Below are 15009 nucleotides of genomic sequence, written 5' to 3'. Positions count from 1 at the left end.
GCGCTGGACGATAGGGACGGGCGTATGGCGAATATCTTGGTCACCGGCGGTGCGGGCTATATCGGGTCGCACGCGTGCAAGGCGCTGGCCGCGGCAGGGCATACCCCCGTTACCTTCGATAATCTGGTCACCGGCTGGCGTGACGCAGTAAAATTCGGCCCGTTCGTGCAGGGTGACCTGCTGAACCGCGCCGAGATTGACGCCGCGTTTGAACAATACCAGCCGGTCGCCGTCATGCATTTTGCCGCGCTTAGCCAAGTGGGCGATAGTATGAAACAGCCCGGCACCTATTGGCGCAACAACGTCGAAGGGTCGTTGAACCTGATCGAGGCGACGGTCGCCGCAGGCTGCAAACACTTCGTCTTTTCGTCCACCTGCGCGACCTATGGCGATCAGGACAATGTCGTGCTGGATGAAAATAGCGCGCAGCACCCGATCAACGCCTACGGGGCCTCCAAACGCGCGATCGAAGATATCCTGCGCGATTTCGAGGCGGCTTATGGCCTGCAAAGTGTGATCTTCCGCTATTTCAACGTGGCCGGTGCCGACCCCGAAGGGGAGGTCGGCGAATTCCACCAGCCCGAGACACATTTGATCCCGCTGATGCTGGACGCTATCGACGGCAAACGCGATGCGCTGACGATCTTTGGCACCGATTACGATACGCCCGATGGCACCTGCATTCGTGATTATGTGCATGTCTGCGATCTGGTCGATGCCCATGTTCTGGGGCTGAACTGGCTGCGAGAGGATAAGGGCAGTCGCGTGTTCAATCTGGGCACCGGCACCGGGTTTTCCGTGCGCGAGGTTGTGGAACACAGCCGCGAGGTCACCAACCGCGCCGTCCCCATGACCGAAGGCGACCGGCGACCGGGCGATTGCACCAAACTGGTCTCGGGCTCGGTCCGCGCCGAGACAGAGCTGGGCTGGCGGCCCACACGGTCAACCCTGCAGCAGATGATCACCGACGCGTGGAGATGGCACCAGACCGGCCACTATAGCGCATGACCGACAGCGCCGCTGTTCCCGCATCCCGAGGGGCCCGCTTGTGGGGTGCCTATCGGATGCGGTTGAAACGGCGGCGGCTGCTGTGGCGTGCATTGCGGTCGCGGCATCAGTTGAAAGCGCCAAGGCGGCCCACCATTCCGCGCGACGGCGTGCTCGCCTTTGTCGTGCTGCGCAACGAGTCCGCGCGGCTTCCGTATTTTCTGGATCACTACCGCGATCTTGGCGTTGCGCATTTTCTGATGATCGACAATGGCAGTGACGATGGCAGCACCGAAATGCTGGCGGCACAGCCCGATGTGACCCTGTGGCAAACCTCTGCCAGCTATCGCGCGTCGCGGTTCGGGCTGGATTGGCTGAACTGGTTGCTGTGGCGGCATGGGCACGGGCGCTGGTGCCTGACCGTCGATGCGGACGAGCTGCTGGTCTATGACCAGATGGAGACGCGGAAACTGCCCGTGTTGACCGATCAACTTGAGCGTAAAGCGCGCAAAGGGTTCGGCACGCTGATGCTGGATATGTTCCCGAAGGGCCCATTGGGCGCGCAGCCCTATGACCCCGGCCAAAACCCGGCGCAGGTGCTGGATTGGTTCGACCCCGCCCCCTATCGGGCGGTGCGCCAGTGGCCGATGAACAACCTTTGGGTGCAGGGTGGTGCCCGCGAACGGGTTTTCTTTGCCGATCGTCCCACGCAGTCACCGACGTTGAACAAGATACCGCTGATCCGCTGGCATCGGCGCTATGTCTATGTGAATTCGACCCATTCCCTCCTGCCGCCCGCGCTGAATGACATCTACGATGGGCCGGGGGGGAAGACGGTCTCGGGGGTGTTGCTGCACAGTAAGTTCCTGCCAGAGATCATTGCGAAGTCCCGTCAGGAAAAGGCACGGGGGCAGCATTTTCACAACCCGGAACAGTTTGACGGTTACTATGACCAGATCGCTGACTCCCCCGATCTGTGGCACGCGGATGCGCGGCGCTATACCGGGCCGGCGGATCTGGAAGACTGCGACCTGATGCGCAGCCCCTGGGCCTGATATTCCCCGGCCTGACCGTCATTCCGGCAACGCGTAACTGTTTCAAAGTACGTTGTTTATGAACACGGCCCATGACATATTGGCTTGGAACCTGATGGAATGAAGGCCCTAGGCCGGCGGGGCATTCCGCGCAGGGTATGGAGAACACGTGAGCCTTTGGGATTCTTACAAGATGCGCGTGCGGCGCAAGCGGCGGTTGATCCGGGCGCTGCGCAAGTCGTCCGAGCTGACACATGTTCAGGACAACACCAGCGCCATCCGTCCCGATGATGTCTTGCTTGTCTGCACCATGCGGAACGAGAAAATCCGGCTCCCGTATTTCCTGGAGTATTATCGAGAGCTGGGGATCAACCACTTTCTCTTTGTCGATAACGGGTCCGACGACGGCAGTGCCGATTACCTGCGCGGGATGAAGGATGTCTCTGTCTGGCATACGGATGCCAGCTATCGGCGGTCGGGGTTCGGTGTCGACTGGATGAACTACCTCAAACGCAAATACGCGCACGGGCATTGGGTGCTGGTGGTCGATCCGGATGAATTCTTTGTCTATCCGTTTTGCGATACGCGGCCGGTTCAGGCGCTGACCGACTGGCTGGACAACTGCGAGATCCGCAGCTTTGGTGCGATGCTGCTGGATGTCTACCCCAAGGGACGGTTGGGGGATGAACCCTATCAAGAGGGGCAGAACCCGATGGAGATCGCATCGTGGTTCGACAGCGGCAACTACGCGATTTCGCGCAATGCCAAATATGGAAACCTGTGGATACAGGGCGGGCCGCGTGCGCGGGTATTTTTCAAACACAAGCCCGCCAAGGCCCCCGCGCTGAACAAGGTGCCCCTGGTCAAATGGGACCGGCGCTATGCCTATGTCAGTTCCACCCATATGCTGCTGCCGCGCGGGTTGAACCGTGTCTATGACGAATGGGGCGGAGAGAAAGCATCAGGCGTGCTGCTACATGCCAAATTTCTGGATACCTTTAGCGCCAAGGCCGCAGAGGAACTTGTGCGCGGCCAGCACTATGCCAAATCCATCGAATACAAGACCTATGCCAACAACCCCGACCAGAACCCGAAGCTGTGGGGCAAGTGGTCCGAGAAATATATCAACTGGCGCCAGCTCGAGATTCTGGGTCTCATGTCCAAGGGGAACTGGGCATGAGCGTCGGGATCGTCATGCTGGTGCACACCGCCCTTGGCCGCGCCGAACAGGTCGCGCGGCATTGGGCGGCGGCGGGCTGTCCGGTGGTGATCCATGTCGATAAATCGGTGCCACGCCAGACCCATGATGCTTTTGTGCAGGCGTTGGCGGATGTGCCCGCGCTGGTGTTCAGCAAAAGATACCGTTGCGAATGGGGGACATGGGGGCTAGTGGCCGCCTCGCAAACCGCGTCCGAGATGATGCTGAACCGCTTTCCGGATGTGCGCCATGTATATCTGGCATCGGGGTCATGCCTGCCGCTGCGTCCGGTGAAAGAGCTGATCGACTATCTTGCCGCCCGCCCGCGCACCGATTTTATCGAAAGCGCCACTACAGCCGATGTGCCCTGGACCGTTGGCGGGCTGGACGAAGAACGTTTTACCATGCGTTTTCCCTTCTCGTGGAAACGGCGGCGCTATCTGTTCGACAAGGCGGTTGCCTTTCAACGCTTTATCGGGCTCAAACGGCGTATCCCCAAGGGGGTTGTGCCGCATATGGGGTCGCAATGGTGGTGCCTGACGCGACAAACCCTGTCGGCGATCCTGCAAGACCCGAAACGCGCGGCATACGACGCTTATTTCCGCCACGTCTGGATACCGGATGAAAGCTACTTCCAGACGCTCGCCCGGCTGTATTCGACCCAGATCGAAAGTCGGTCGCTGACCCTGTCCAAATTCGATTTTCAGGGCAAGCCGCATATCTTTTACGACGATCACCTCCAGCTTCTGCGGCGGTCCGATTGCTTTGTCGCGCGCAAGATATGGCCCAAAGCGGACAGGCTCTACGAGGCTTTCCTTACCGATGAGGCGGGTGCCATGAAGCGGACAGAGCCGAACCCCGGCAAGATTGACCGTGTCTTTGCCAAAGCGGTTGAACGGCGCACGCGGGGGCGGGCGGGGCTCTATATGCAAAGCCGCTTCCCCAATGAAGATTGGGAAAACGGCGTCACTGCCGCGCCCTATTCCGTGTTTCAGGGATTTGTCGAGCTGTTCGAGAACTTTGAACCCTGGCTCACCAAATCCACCGGCGCGCGGGTGCATGGCCATCTGTTCGCACCGGATCGCGTGCATTTTGCCGATGGGCAGAACTCGATCAACGGGGCGCTGAGCAATAGCGCCAAGATACGCGACTACGACCCCAAGGCGTTTCTGACCAATCTGATCTGGAACACCCGTGGCGAACGTCAATGCTTCCAGTTCGGACCACAGGACAATCAGGATATCGTCTGGAACATCGCCAAGGATCCGAATGCGCAGGTGTCGGTGATCACCGGAGCTTGGGCCGTGCCGCTATTCCGGTCCAATCAGGATTTCGCCGACATTCGCCGCACCGCCGCCGCGCTGCAAAAGATCGAAAGCGAACACATGAAGGTGCTGCGGTCGCATTATGCCAAGGCGCGGGTGCGGATCTGGACGATGGCCGAATTCATCGAAGCCCCGATGGAGCCGCTGCAAAGCATTCTGGACGAGATCGGGCAGGTCAAAACCGGTCGTCTGTCCGAGGTTCCGAAGATGGCGGATCTCACCGGCTTTGGCCAATTCCTGCAGAACCTCAAGAACCAGGGGATGCACCCCTATCTGATGGGCGACTTCCCCGTTGAACGTGGCATGTCGGCCCCCCAGAAACCGCCGCGCAAACCCTATCTGGTGCAATAAATATGAGTTCTAAATTCAAAAGCTTTGTCGTCTTTGCCGAAATGCGCACGGGTTCCAACTTTCTGGAGAGTAACCTGAACGCCTTTGACGGGATCACCTGCCACGGCGAGGCCTTCAACCCGCATTTTATCGGCTACCCCAAAAGCACCGAGATTTTGGGCATAGACCAGCAAACACGGGACGACGACCCGACAAAACTGCTGGTTGCGATACGCGACAAGACCAAGGGCATCGGCGGGTTTCGCTATTTCCACAACCACGATCCGCGCGTTCTGGATCCGCTGCTGGAAGACGACACCTGCGCCAAGATCATCCTGACGCGCAACCCTGTCGAAAGCTACGTCAGCTGGAAGATCGCGCGCAGCACCGGTCAGTGGAAATTGACGGATGTGAAAGCGCGGAAGAAGGCGCAAGCCGTCTTTGACGAAGAAGAATTCTCGGACCACCTAGAGGCACTTCAGGCGTTCCAACTGACACTGTTGAACCGGTTGCAGAAGCTGGGGCAGACGGCGTTTTACGTGGCCTATGAGGATCTGCAAAGCGTCGAGGTGATGAACGGTCTGGCGCGGTATCTGGGCGTGGAGCACCCGCTAGAGGCGTTGGATAAAAGTCTGAAAAAGCAGAACCCCGACCCGATCTCGGCCAAGGTCAGCAATTATGACGATATGCTGGATGCGCTTGGCCGGATGGATCGCTTCGACCTGACCCGCACCCCGAATTTCGAACCCCGCCGCGGGCCGGTGGTGCCGTCCTATGTCACGGCGGCCGAAGCACCGTTGCTTTATTTGCCCTTGCGCAGCGGGCCAGAGCCGCAGGTGCTGGACTGGATGGCGGCGCTGGATGGTGTCGGGCGGGACAAGCTGCAAACCAAGTTGAACCAGAAACAGTTACGCCAATGGAAGCGCCGGCACCCCGGTCACCGCAGTTTCACCGTGCTGCGGCATCCGGTGGACCGTGCGCATGACGCGTTCTGCCGGCACATCGTGACCACAGGCAAAGGCAGCTACCCGCAGCTGCGCACGACGTTGATCAACCGCTACAAGCTGCCGCTGCCGAAAGGCGAACCGGACAACAGCTATGACGCCGACGCGCATCGCGCGGCGTTCAAGGCGTTTCTGACCTTCCTCAAGGGGAATCTGAACGGGCAGACGGCAATCCGTGTGGATCAGGCGTGGTGCACGCAGGCGCAGGCGGTACAGGGGTTCGGCGAATTTGCCTTGCCCGACCGGATCATCCGCGAGGATGAGCTGGCCGCAGAGCTGTCAGCCTTGGCGCAAAGCGTCGGGGTGCAACCGCCCGCAGCCTTGCCCGCACGACCCGCAACCCACCCCTTTGCGCTGGCCGACATCTATGATGCCGACATCGAAAAACGCGCATCCGACGCGTACCAACGGGACTATATGATGTTCGGGTTCAAAAGCTGGGGGTAGCGCCGCTTAGGCGGCCTGCGTTGCCTGTGCTTCGGTCAGGATCGCGTAAAGCGTGGCAGGGTCCGGGTTGGCCCGCAGCTTAGAGCAGACAGAGGCATTGCGCAGTGTACGCGACACCAGCGCCAGCGCCTTGAGGTGTTCGACACCCGCGCTTTCAGGGGCAAACAGGGCAAAGGCGATATCGACCGGCTGGCGGTCGACCGCGTTGAAATCGATCGGCTTGTCCAGAAGCACAAAGGCCCCCAGCACATTGTCCAGACCTTCAAGCCGCGCGTGGGGCAGCGCGACCCCGTGGCCCACGCCTGTCGGACCAAGGGATTCGCGCGTCATCAAGGCTTCGACCACCGTGGCGGCTTTCAAGCCGTAAGCATTATGCGCCAGCTCCCCGATGTCGTGGAGCAGGCGTTTCTTGCTTGAGGCCGATGTGAGGACTTTGACAGCCCCCGGCTTTAGGAGTTTCGCAAAATTCATTCTGCTCGCTCTGTTCTCGGCCGCTGATGGGTCCGGTTTGGGTTACGACGGATCGATCCAGCCGATGTTGCCGTCATCGCGACGGTAGACAACGTTTACGCCTTCTTGACCGTCTTTGCGGAAGACCACGACAGGCGTTCCCGAAATTTCCATCTGCATCACAGCTTCACCCACAGACAAGGTCGCGATCTTGGTCTGCATTTCCGCGATGATCATGGGTTGGAGTGTTTCGGGTTCCTGCGCGTCTGAATCGCTTTCTGAGGCGAGGATATACGAGGATGCACCGAAAAGTTCAACCGGTTGCGCACGCTCGCGATGGTGATCTTTCAACCGTCGCTTGTAACGCCTTAGTTGCTTTTCCATCTTTGCTGCACATGAATCGAAAGATCCATAGATATCAGTAGCATGCGCTTTCGCTGACGCCGTAAGGCCAGTCGATAGGTGCACCGTCGTTTCGCAGACGAACTCGTGACCGGATTTGGAAAAGATGACATTCGCGTCCGTCGGACGCTCAGCATACTTCTGGACAGCTTCGCCCAATTCCGTTTTCACATGCGTTTGCAGGGCTTCGCCGATGTCGATTTGTTTGCCACTGATTTGGTACCGCATAAATTCTCCTTGTTCTTATGATCCGGACAACACCATAGGCCGCATAAAATGCGGTAAAGGCGGGGTCAGATGCGGGTGAATGACGATGCGACGAGTTTGAGAGACACCATCCCTTTGGGAAGGGGGGGGATGCAGCACAAACATGATACGCCGTCTCGCCATAGTCCTATTGAGCGCGTGATTGGGCCGCGTTGTCAAATGAATCCGGCGCATGGATGTGCGGAAACTAGCGCAATATGTCTGTAGTTGATTAGGAAATGCGGAAGTTATCGCCCAGGTAGACCCGGCGCACATTCTCGTTCTGCACGACCTCTTCCGGGGTGCCGGACATCAGCACAGTGCCTTCGTGCAAGATGTAGGCACGGTCCACAATATCCAATGTTTCCCGCACGTTATGGTCGGTGATCAGCACGCCGATGCCGCGCTTTTTCAGATCGGCAACCAGATGGCGGATGTCATCCACCGAAATCGGGTCCACGCCCGCAAAGGGCTCGTCGAGCAGCAGGTATTTGGGATCGGCCGCCAGACAGCGGGCGATTTCCACGCGGCGACGCTCCCCGCCTGACAGGGCCAAGGCCGGCGCACGGCGCAGGTGTTCGATGGAAAATTCCGACAGCAAGGCTTCAAGCCGTTCACGCCGCCCGCGCGCGTCAGAGATAGAGATATCCAGAATCGCCGAGATATTGTCTTGCACGCTCAGCCCGCGAAAGATGCTCATCTCTTGCGGGAGGTAGCCGATGCCAAGCTGTGCGCGGCGATACATCGGCAGGGTGGTGACGTTCTTGCCATCAATCGTGACAGTGCCGCCTTCGGGCATGACCAGCCCGGCCACGGCGTAAAACGTGGTCGTCTTGCCGGACCCGTTCGGCCCCAGCAGGGCAACAACCTCGCCCCGGTTCAGCTCCATCGAGAAGTCGCGGATGACGGTTTTCTTGCGGTAGGATTTACGCAGGTGTTCGATGCGCAGACCGCTTGCGCCATCCGTGACCGTCAAATTCGGGGAAGACATCAGTTGTTGCTGCCCGTTTGCAGGATTGTTTTCACGCGGCCGGACATCTGCGCCGTGCCGTCCGACAGCTTGACGCTCATCGTGTCAGAGCTGAGCGCATTGCGCCCTTGGGTCAGCAGCACGTTCCCCGACATCACGATCGTGCCCGTGTCGATGTCGTAATCCGCGCGCTCTGATTCGGCGGCGTCCTTGCCCGAGACAAGGGTCACACCGCCCGTCGCTTCAAGCCGCGCGATGCCTTCGGCGTCTGCACGGTACACAACCAGAACGCGTGCGGCGGACAGGCGCATCTCGCCCTGACCGATCAGCACATTCCCAGTGAAAACAGCCGATCCGTCCCCTTGATCGACTGACAGGTTGTCGGCGGTCACCTCGACGGGCAGGCCGGTATCCTGACGGATCGACCCAAAGGCCACATTGGTCCCTTGTGCGGCGATTGGCATCGCGGAAAGGAGCAGGAAAACGGGCAGCAGTAGGTGTTTCACGTGCGTCACTCTGATTTGGATTTCGGTTTGTATATCAGCTTCACCCGGTTTGTGAAAACCAATTGGGGGGCGGTTTGTTCATCTGTTTGCGTTATCGACATGGCGCCAGCCTCCAGCGTACCACCTGGGGTGGTGCCGTGGACCGCGCCCGGCGACTGGATATTCAGCCCCGACAGGTCTGACGTGATCTTTTCGCTTTGCAGCCGGTATCCGGTCGAGGTCGTCAGGATCACCTTGCCCAGCAGATCGGCCACATCCTCGGCGATGTCAAAATCGGCGAGATCCGATTGCAGGCGAAAGGTCGATCCCTCGGGGGTGTTGATCGTCGCACGCAGGTTTTCGGCGTGGTTCATGCCGGTCTGCCCGTCGGGGCGGGTGAGCACATCGGCATAGAACGACAGCTCGTCCCCCTCTGACGTTGCGCCGGTAAAGAAGGGGCCGGTGATCTGCTGGTCGCGCAGGCGATCTTGCACCTCTTTCTCGGCAAAGGGGATGGCCTGCCCGGGATCAATCGCGCGCGACAGCAGGAACAGGGTCGATAGCAGGCCAAGCGCTGCCAAGGGAAACAGCACCTTGAGCCAAGAGATCAGCCTTGTGTAACGGTCCCCCTGCATCGCGCCCTAGCCCAGACCGACGCGTAGGCAGTCGTGGATATGCAGCAGACCTGCGGGGATGTCCCCTTGGGCCGGGTCCAGCACCAGAAGACAGGTGATCTTGCGGGCGTTCATGATGCCCACGGCCTTCTCCGCCAGCGCGTCGGGTGCGACGGTGACAGGGGTCGGCGTCATGACCTCGCGCGCGGTTTTGGACATCAGCCCGTCCAGGTGACGCCCCAAATCGCCGCTGGTGATGATACCGGCCAGCGCGCCGTTGCTGTCGGTGACAATCACCACGCCAAAGGATTTACTGCTCATCGCCATCAGCGCGTCGGACATCGGGGCATCGACCTGCACCAGCGGAAGCGCATCGCCCGTGTGCATCAGGTCAGCGACGCGGCTAAGCCGTGCGCCAAGTTTGCCACCGGGGTGGAACTCGCGGAAATGTTCGGCGGTGAAGGCGCGGTTTTCCATCAGGGCAATCGCCACAGCATCCCCCATCGCCAATGTCATCGTGGTCGATGTCGACGGTACCACGCCGGTCCCGCAGGCCTCTGACAGTTGCGGCAGTTCCAGCACCACGTCGCATTGCGCGCCAAGGCTGCTTTGCGCGCGGCTGGTGATGCCGATCAGCGGGATGGAAAAGCGGCGCGAATAGGCGATCAGATTGGCAAGCTCCGGCGCTTCGCCCGAGTTCGAGATCGCAAGCACCACATCATCGCCGGTGATCATCCCCAGATCGCCGTGGCTTGCCTCGGCAGGGTGGACGAACTGCGCGGGCGTGCCGGTGCTTGCCAGCGTCGCGGCGATCTTTTTGGCGATATGGCCGGACTTGCCGATGCCGGTGACAATCACCCGCCCACGGGTCGCGACCAGCAGGTCGATGGCCTGACGAAAACGGTCGTCCAGACTGTCGGCCAGTTGTTCAAGCGCTTGGGCTTCGGTGCGGATGACGCGGCGGGCGGTATCTAGGAAAGGTGTGGTCATGCGTGTGCAAAAATATCCGTTTCGGGCCAGCCGTCCAAATCGAGTTGGGCACGGGTTGGCAAAAATTCAAAACACGCTTGCGCGAGCTCGATGCGTCCTTCGCGGATCAACATCTGGTTCAGCACGTCCCGCAGCTTGTGCAGATGCAGCACGTCCGAGGCGGCATAGTCGATCTGCGCTTTGGTCAGCGTCTCGGCACCCCAATCGCTGGATTGCTGCTGTTTGGAGATATCGACGCTCAGCAGTTCTTGGCAGAGTTTGGCAAGCCCGTGGCGGTCGGTATAGGTGCGCACAAGGCGGCTGGCGATCTTGGTGCAATAGACCGGCGCGGCCTTGGCCCCAAAGGTGTTCAGCAAAGCCGCAATGTCAAACCGGCCATAGTGGAACAGCTTGAGCACATGCGGGTCTTCAAGCAGGGCGCAAAGATTAGGGGCCTCGGTCTGGCCCTTGGCAATCTGGACCAGATGCGCGTTCCCGTCACCGCCGGACAGCTGCACGACACACAGCCGGTCACGGTGCGGATGCAGCCCCATGGTTTCGCAATCGATCGCGACCATCGGTCCAAGGTTCAGCCCGTCGGGCAGGTCATTTTGGTAAACTGTATTTGTCATGCCCTCCCTATATCCCGACGGCGCGCGTTGGGAAAGCATCGCTTTCTGCGCGGCCTCAGGCGGTGGCGATTTCCGGCAGGTCGGGGCGTGGATAGGCCGCGAGCAGGGCAGCGACCCTTTGATGCGCGACCAGACCGGCCCAATCATCGCGGATCAGCGGACGCGGCAGCGCGGGATGCTTCAGCGCAAGGCGGCGCCAATTATGCACGATCAGGCAGCGTAGGGTCGCAATTTGCAACGGCGTTAGCGTGTCGGCACCGGCAAGGTCGCGCGCGACATGGTGCAAGGCGTCTGACAGCTGCGCATAGCTTTCGGCAAGGGAGGCAGGCTCTAGCTGGCGTTTCATCCAGTCGGGGACAGCCTGACCGGGCAGCGTGGCGGCATCTTTCGGCACAGGCAGGGCGGCGTCCCCGACATATAGGCGCGGCATCAACGTGGTGAATCCCGCCTTTTCCAGCGCGCCGGTGTCGGCGTCATCGGTCACGACCATTTGCCAGTGCTCCGGCAGATCGTCAGGGGTGGCGTAGATCCGGCCACTGGCCGCCTGACTTTGGGCGCGGCCTTCGGGGGTCAGGCTGTGATGGCTGATCCGCCCGTGTTTCTCGGACGCGATCCATTTGTCCTTGCGCAAACGATGCAGGGCCACGCGCGCGGCCTCGGGGCGGACGTCCATCGCCGACATGATCGCCGACAGCACCGGCCCGCCGATGATCTGCCCTTCCTGTCGGGCCAGATCACCAAAGAGACTGATCATCAAAGACCAGACGCGCTGGCCGCCAAGGTCTTTCAGAGGGGCGATCGCAAGGTCAAAGTCGTCAATAGGCATTCATCGTCAGCAATTCATACTCGGCCACGGCGGCATCATCCTGATTGGTCAGGGTCACGTGCCAGCGTACCTCACCGTATTCGTCATTGCGAGGCGTCTTTGCCTTGACGCTGAGCCGAACCTTGATGCTGTCGCCCGCCTGCACCGGTGCCATAAAGCGCAGGCTGTCCAGCCCGGTATTCGCCAGCACAGGGCCGGGGTCAGGCTGCACGAACAGCCCTGCGGCAAAGCTCAGCAGCAGATAGCCATGGGCGACACGGCCGGGAAAGAACGGGTTCGCCTTGGCGGCAGCGTCATCCATATGCGCGTAAAACGTATCACCGGTGAAATGGGCGAACGTCTCGATATCCTCCAGCGACACGGTGCGGCTGGCAGAATTGAACGTCTCGCCCAGATCCAGCGCGTCAAAGCGGCGGGTGAACGGGTGGTCGCGGTCCGAAATCTCGGTCGCGCCGGGCACCCATTGCTTGCCGATGGCGGTCAGAATATCGGGGCTGCCCTGAATGGCGGTGCGCTGCATATAGTGCATGACACCGCGCACGCCGCCCAGTTCCTCGCCGCCACCTGCACGCCCCGGACCCCCGTGGACCATGTGGGGCAGGGGGGCACCGTGGCCCGTCGCCTCGGCCATCGAGTCGCGGTTGTTGAAATAGAGCCGCCCGTGAAACGCGCCTGCGCCCATCACCATGTTGCGTGCGGTCTCGCCGTCGCGGGTGATGATGGAGGCGACCAGTGACCCTTTGCCCTTGTTCAGCAGCGCGATGGCGTGGTCGGTGTCGCGGTAGGGCATGATGGTGGACACAGGGCCAAAAGCCTCGGTGTCGTGCACATGCGTGGCGGCATCGGGATCGGCGCAGTGGAACAGCATCGGCGGGACAAATGCGCCTTTCTGGGCATCCGCACCCTCGACCGCAAAGGCATCGGGGTCACCAAAGACACGCGTCGCCTCTGACCCGATCAGGGCGGCTTTCTCCAGCACGTCGCGGCGCTGCGATTGCGAAACAAGCGCGCCCATTTTCGTGCCTTCAAGACGGGGATCGCCGATGGCGACTTTGGCCAGCCGGTCCGACAGCGCAGCGATCAGCGCATCCACATGGGACTGCGGTACCATGATCCGGCGGATGGCGGTGCATTTCTGCCCCGCCTTGGCCGTCATCTCGCGCTGGACCTCTTTCACAAACAGATCAAACTCGGGCGTGCCGGGACCCGCATCAGACCCTAACACCGAGGCATTGAGACTATCCTGTTCAGACGCGAACCGGACGGAGCGTTCGACCAACACAGGGTTGCTGCGCAGTTTCAGTGCCGTTTCAGCAGAGCCGGTAAAGCTGACGACATCCTGACAATCGAGGTGGTCCAGCATATCGCCCAAGCCCCCCGTCACCAACTGGATCGCGCCATCTGGCAGAATACCGGATTGGATCATCAGGCGGAAACAGGCCTCGGTCACCTGACAGGTGGCGGTGGCGGGTTTGACGATGGCAGGCACCCCGGCAAGCAGCGTCGGGGCGAGCTTTTCCAACATGCCCCAAACGGGGAAGTTGAACGCGTTGATATGCACCGCAACGCCCTGCAACGGCGTGCAGATGTGGCGGCCCATGAACTGACCCGCGCGGCCCAGCTGTTCGACGGGGCCGTCCAGATAGACCTGATCATCCGGCATTTCGCGGCGACCCTTGGCGGCGTAGACCTGCATCGTGCCGATCCCGCCATCCACGTCGATCATGTGGTCAGCCTGCGTGCCGCCTGTGTCGAACGACAGCTCGTATAGGCTCTGTTTATGGTCATTGAGGTAGAGCGCGACGGCCTTGAGCATCCGGGCTCGGTCGTGAAAGGTCAGCTTGCGCAGGGCAGGGCCGCCGACGTCGCGGGCATAGGCCAGCATCGTTTGAACCTGCAGCGCGTCATTGCCGGCTTGGGCGATCACATCGCCGGTGATAGCACTTGCGATGTTGCGTGCACCGGCGCCGGGGTTGATCCATTGTCCGGCGGCAAAGCTTTGGATATCGCGCATATTGGGCCCCTTAGTGATGGTCGTAGTCAATGAAAAGCGTGTCGCTCAGCGGATAGCTTTGGCAGCTCAGCCGGTATCCCCGTTCAACTTCGTAGTCCTCCAGCGCGTGGTTCGATAGCATCTCGACCTCGCCTTCGGTGACCTTGCACATGCAGGTCGAACAGACCCCTGCCTTGCAGGCAAAGGGCGCATCAAGGTTATTCTCTAGCGCGGCATCCAGCACCGATTGCCCCTTGGCCATGGTAAAGCTGTGCTGCGCGCCGTCGATTTTCACGGTCACCTGCGTTTGCGCCTGACCTTCGCTGCGCTTGGCCATTTCCTGTTTCGCCAGACGGCCCTGCTGGCTTTCGCTGAACAGTTCGAACTTGATCTGATCAGGCTCTAACCCGTGGGATTTCAGGGCATCCGCGATGGCCAGCATCATCGGCTCCGGCCCACAGATAAAGGACATGTCCATGTCCGACACGTCGATCCAGGTCTTGAACAACTCGGCGCATTTATTCTGGTCTACACGGCCGGTGAACAGGTCAATGTCCTGCCCGCTTTCCAGCATGTGAATGACGCTCAACCGGCCCATATAGCGGTTCTTGAGATCCTCCAGCTCTTCGCGGAACATGATCGTGTTAACAGCACGGTTGGCATAGACCAGCGTAAAGGTCGATTTGGGCTCGCGTTTCAGCACCGTCTTGAGGATCGACAGCACCGGCGTGATCCCCGAGCCACCGGCAAACCCAAGGTAATTCCGCGCGCGATCAGGCTCTAACCCGGCGGAAAACGTGCCTTGGGGGGGCATGGCATGCAGCGTATCCCCGACCTTCAACACCTCGTTCGCAAAGGTAGAGAAGGCACCGCCATCGACCCGCTTGATCCCCACTTGCAGCAAGCCGTCGTCCAGACCGGCGCAAATCGAATAGTTGCGGCGCAGCTCGGTCCCGTCGAAGTCCTGTTTGAAGGTCAGATATTGACCCTGCTTGAAGGCAAACGCCTTTGGGTCTTCGGGGTGTAGGGTCAAGATCACCGCGTCGCGGATGGTGCGGTGAATATCAGTCACTAATAAGGGGAGGAATTGGCTCATG

The 15009-nt window shown here is 60.4% G+C and carries 15 protein-coding genes; 5 read left to right on the top strand and 10 right to left on the bottom strand.

Going from position 1 to position 15009, the window contains the following annotated elements; all coding sequences use genetic code 11:
• The first annotated feature begins 24 nt into the window (after positions 1-24).
• The 5 genes from galE to C1J04_RS01330 all read left to right on the top strand — a co-directional run bounded on the left by galE (position 25) and on the right by C1J04_RS01330 (position 6325).
• Complete coding sequence (galE, locus tag C1J04_RS01350) at positions 25-1008, top strand: UDP-glucose 4-epimerase GalE (RefSeq protein ID WP_009825625.1); 984 nt, start codon at positions 25-27, stop codon at positions 1006-1008.
• Positions 1005-2042, top strand: coding sequence for a glycosyltransferase family 2 protein (locus C1J04_RS01345; protein ID WP_037954015.1), 1038 nt, complete (start codon positions 1005-1007; stop codon positions 2040-2042). The genes galE and C1J04_RS01345 overlap by 4 nt, the downstream gene beginning before the upstream one ends.
• Before the next feature lie 172 nt (positions 2043-2214).
• Positions 2215-3201: a glycosyltransferase family 2 protein gene (locus C1J04_RS01340; protein ID WP_114865229.1), complete on the top strand. Its 987-nt coding sequence runs from the start codon at positions 2215-2217 to the stop codon at positions 3199-3201.
• A complete protein-coding gene (locus C1J04_RS01335) occupies positions 3198-4895 on the top strand; it encodes a DUF5927 domain-containing protein (RefSeq protein ID WP_009825622.1) in 1698 nt (565 codons plus the stop codon). The genes C1J04_RS01340 and C1J04_RS01335 overlap by 4 nt, the downstream gene beginning before the upstream one ends.
• A 2-nt stretch (positions 4896-4897) precedes the next feature.
• Positions 4898-6325, top strand: a complete 1428-nt coding sequence (locus C1J04_RS01330; RefSeq protein ID WP_009825621.1) for a nodulation protein NodH — start codon at positions 4898-4900, stop codon at positions 6323-6325.
• A gap of 6 nt (positions 6326-6331) precedes the next feature.
• Here the strand turns inward: C1J04_RS01330 and C1J04_RS01325 are convergent, their stop codons facing one another.
• The 10 genes from C1J04_RS01325 to C1J04_RS01280 form a co-directional block, all read right to left on the bottom strand.
• Complete coding sequence (locus C1J04_RS01325; RefSeq protein WP_009825620.1) at positions 6332-6796, bottom strand: PTS sugar transporter subunit IIA; 465 nt, start codon at positions 6794-6796, stop codon at positions 6332-6334.
• 42 nt (positions 6797-6838) lie between these two features.
• Positions 6839-7405 carry a ribosome hibernation-promoting factor, HPF/YfiA family gene (gene hpf, locus C1J04_RS01320; protein WP_005850565.1) on the bottom strand — a complete coding sequence of 189 codons (567 nt, stop codon included), beginning with the start codon at positions 7403-7405 and terminating at the stop codon, positions 6839-6841.
• A 250-nt stretch (positions 7406-7655) separates the two neighbouring features.
• Positions 7656-8414: an LPS export ABC transporter ATP-binding protein gene (gene lptB, locus C1J04_RS01315; RefSeq protein ID WP_005850564.1), complete on the bottom strand. Its 759-nt coding sequence runs from the start codon at positions 8412-8414 to the stop codon at positions 7656-7658.
• Entirely contained in the window at positions 8414-8908 is a 495-nt protein-coding gene (locus tag C1J04_RS01310; RefSeq protein WP_009825619.1) for an LptA/OstA family protein, read from the bottom strand. The genes lptB and C1J04_RS01310 overlap by 1 nt, the downstream gene beginning before the upstream one ends.
• Complete coding sequence (gene lptC, locus C1J04_RS01305; protein WP_254693843.1) at positions 8905-9471, bottom strand: LPS export ABC transporter periplasmic protein LptC; 567 nt, start codon at positions 9469-9471, stop codon at positions 8905-8907. Before lptC ends, C1J04_RS01310 begins: the two co-directional genes overlap by 4 nt.
• A gap of 48 nt (positions 9472-9519) precedes the next feature.
• Positions 9520-10482: a KpsF/GutQ family sugar-phosphate isomerase gene (locus tag C1J04_RS01300; protein ID WP_009825617.1), complete on the bottom strand. Its 963-nt coding sequence runs from the start codon at positions 10480-10482 to the stop codon at positions 9520-9522.
• Positions 10479-11093: a ribonuclease D gene (locus C1J04_RS01295; protein ID WP_005850559.1), complete on the bottom strand. Its 615-nt coding sequence runs from the start codon at positions 11091-11093 to the stop codon at positions 10479-10481. The genes C1J04_RS01300 and C1J04_RS01295 overlap by 4 nt, the downstream gene beginning before the upstream one ends.
• Before the next feature lie 55 nt (positions 11094-11148).
• Complete coding sequence (locus tag C1J04_RS01290) at positions 11149-11919, bottom strand: PaaX family transcriptional regulator C-terminal domain-containing protein (RefSeq protein ID WP_009825616.1); 771 nt, start codon at positions 11917-11919, stop codon at positions 11149-11151.
• A complete protein-coding gene (gene paaZ / locus C1J04_RS01285; RefSeq protein ID WP_009825615.1) occupies positions 11909-13933 on the bottom strand; it encodes a phenylacetic acid degradation bifunctional protein PaaZ in 2025 nt (674 codons plus the stop codon). Before paaZ ends, C1J04_RS01290 begins: the two co-directional genes overlap by 11 nt.
• Positions 13934-13943: 10 nt before the next feature.
• Positions 13944-15008, bottom strand: coding sequence for a 2Fe-2S iron-sulfur cluster-binding protein (locus C1J04_RS01280; RefSeq protein ID WP_037954012.1), 1065 nt, complete (start codon positions 15006-15008; stop codon positions 13944-13946).
• Between the last annotated feature and the right edge of the window lies 1 nt (position 15009).

The organism is Sulfitobacter sp. SK025 (assembly GCF_003352105.1).
Lineage (GTDB): Bacteria > Pseudomonadota > Alphaproteobacteria > Rhodobacterales > Rhodobacteraceae > Sulfitobacter > Sulfitobacter pontiacus.
This window is presented reverse-complemented; position numbering and strand designations above follow the sequence as displayed.

Excerpts from the sequence above, each read along its gene's own strand:
- C1J04_RS01325 (WP_009825620.1), bottom strand. The coding sequence starts at position 6,796 with ATGAATTTTGCGAAACTCCTAAAGCCGGGGGCTGTCAAAGTCCTCACA.
- C1J04_RS01290 (WP_009825616.1), bottom strand. The coding sequence starts at position 11,919 with ATGCCTATTGACGACTTTGACCTTGCGATCGCCCCTCTGAAAGACCTT.
- galE (WP_009825625.1), top strand. The coding sequence starts at position 25 with ATGGCGAATATCTTGGTCACCGGCGGTGCGGGCTATATCGGGTCGCAC.
- C1J04_RS01300 (WP_009825617.1), bottom strand. The coding sequence starts at position 10,482 with ATGACCACACCTTTCCTAGATACCGCCCGCCGCGTCATCCGCACCGAA.
- C1J04_RS01330 (WP_009825621.1), top strand. The coding sequence starts at position 4,898 with ATGAGTTCTAAATTCAAAAGCTTTGTCGTCTTTGCCGAAATGCGCACG.
- C1J04_RS01335 (WP_009825622.1), top strand. The coding sequence starts at position 3,198 with ATGAGCGTCGGGATCGTCATGCTGGTGCACACCGCCCTTGGCCGCGCC.
- hpf (WP_005850565.1), bottom strand. The coding sequence starts at position 7,405 with ATGCGGTACCAAATCAGTGGCAAACAAATCGACATCGGCGAAGCCCTG.
- paaZ (WP_009825615.1), bottom strand. The coding sequence starts at position 13,933 with ATGCGCGATATCCAAAGCTTTGCCGCCGGACAATGGATCAACCCCGGC.
- C1J04_RS01345 (WP_037954015.1), top strand. The coding sequence starts at position 1,005 with ATGACCGACAGCGCCGCTGTTCCCGCATCCCGAGGGGCCCGCTTGTGG.
- C1J04_RS01295 (WP_005850559.1), bottom strand. The coding sequence starts at position 11,093 with ATGACAAATACAGTTTACCAAAATGACCTGCCCGACGGGCTGAACCTT.
- C1J04_RS01280 (WP_037954012.1), bottom strand. The coding sequence starts at position 15,008 with ATGAGCCAATTCCTCCCCTTATTAGTGACTGATATTCACCGCACCATC.
- lptB (WP_005850564.1), bottom strand. The coding sequence starts at position 8,414 with ATGTCTTCCCCGAATTTGACGGTCACGGATGGCGCAAGCGGTCTGCGC.
- C1J04_RS01340 (WP_114865229.1), top strand. The coding sequence starts at position 2,215 with ATGCGCGTGCGGCGCAAGCGGCGGTTGATCCGGGCGCTGCGCAAGTCG.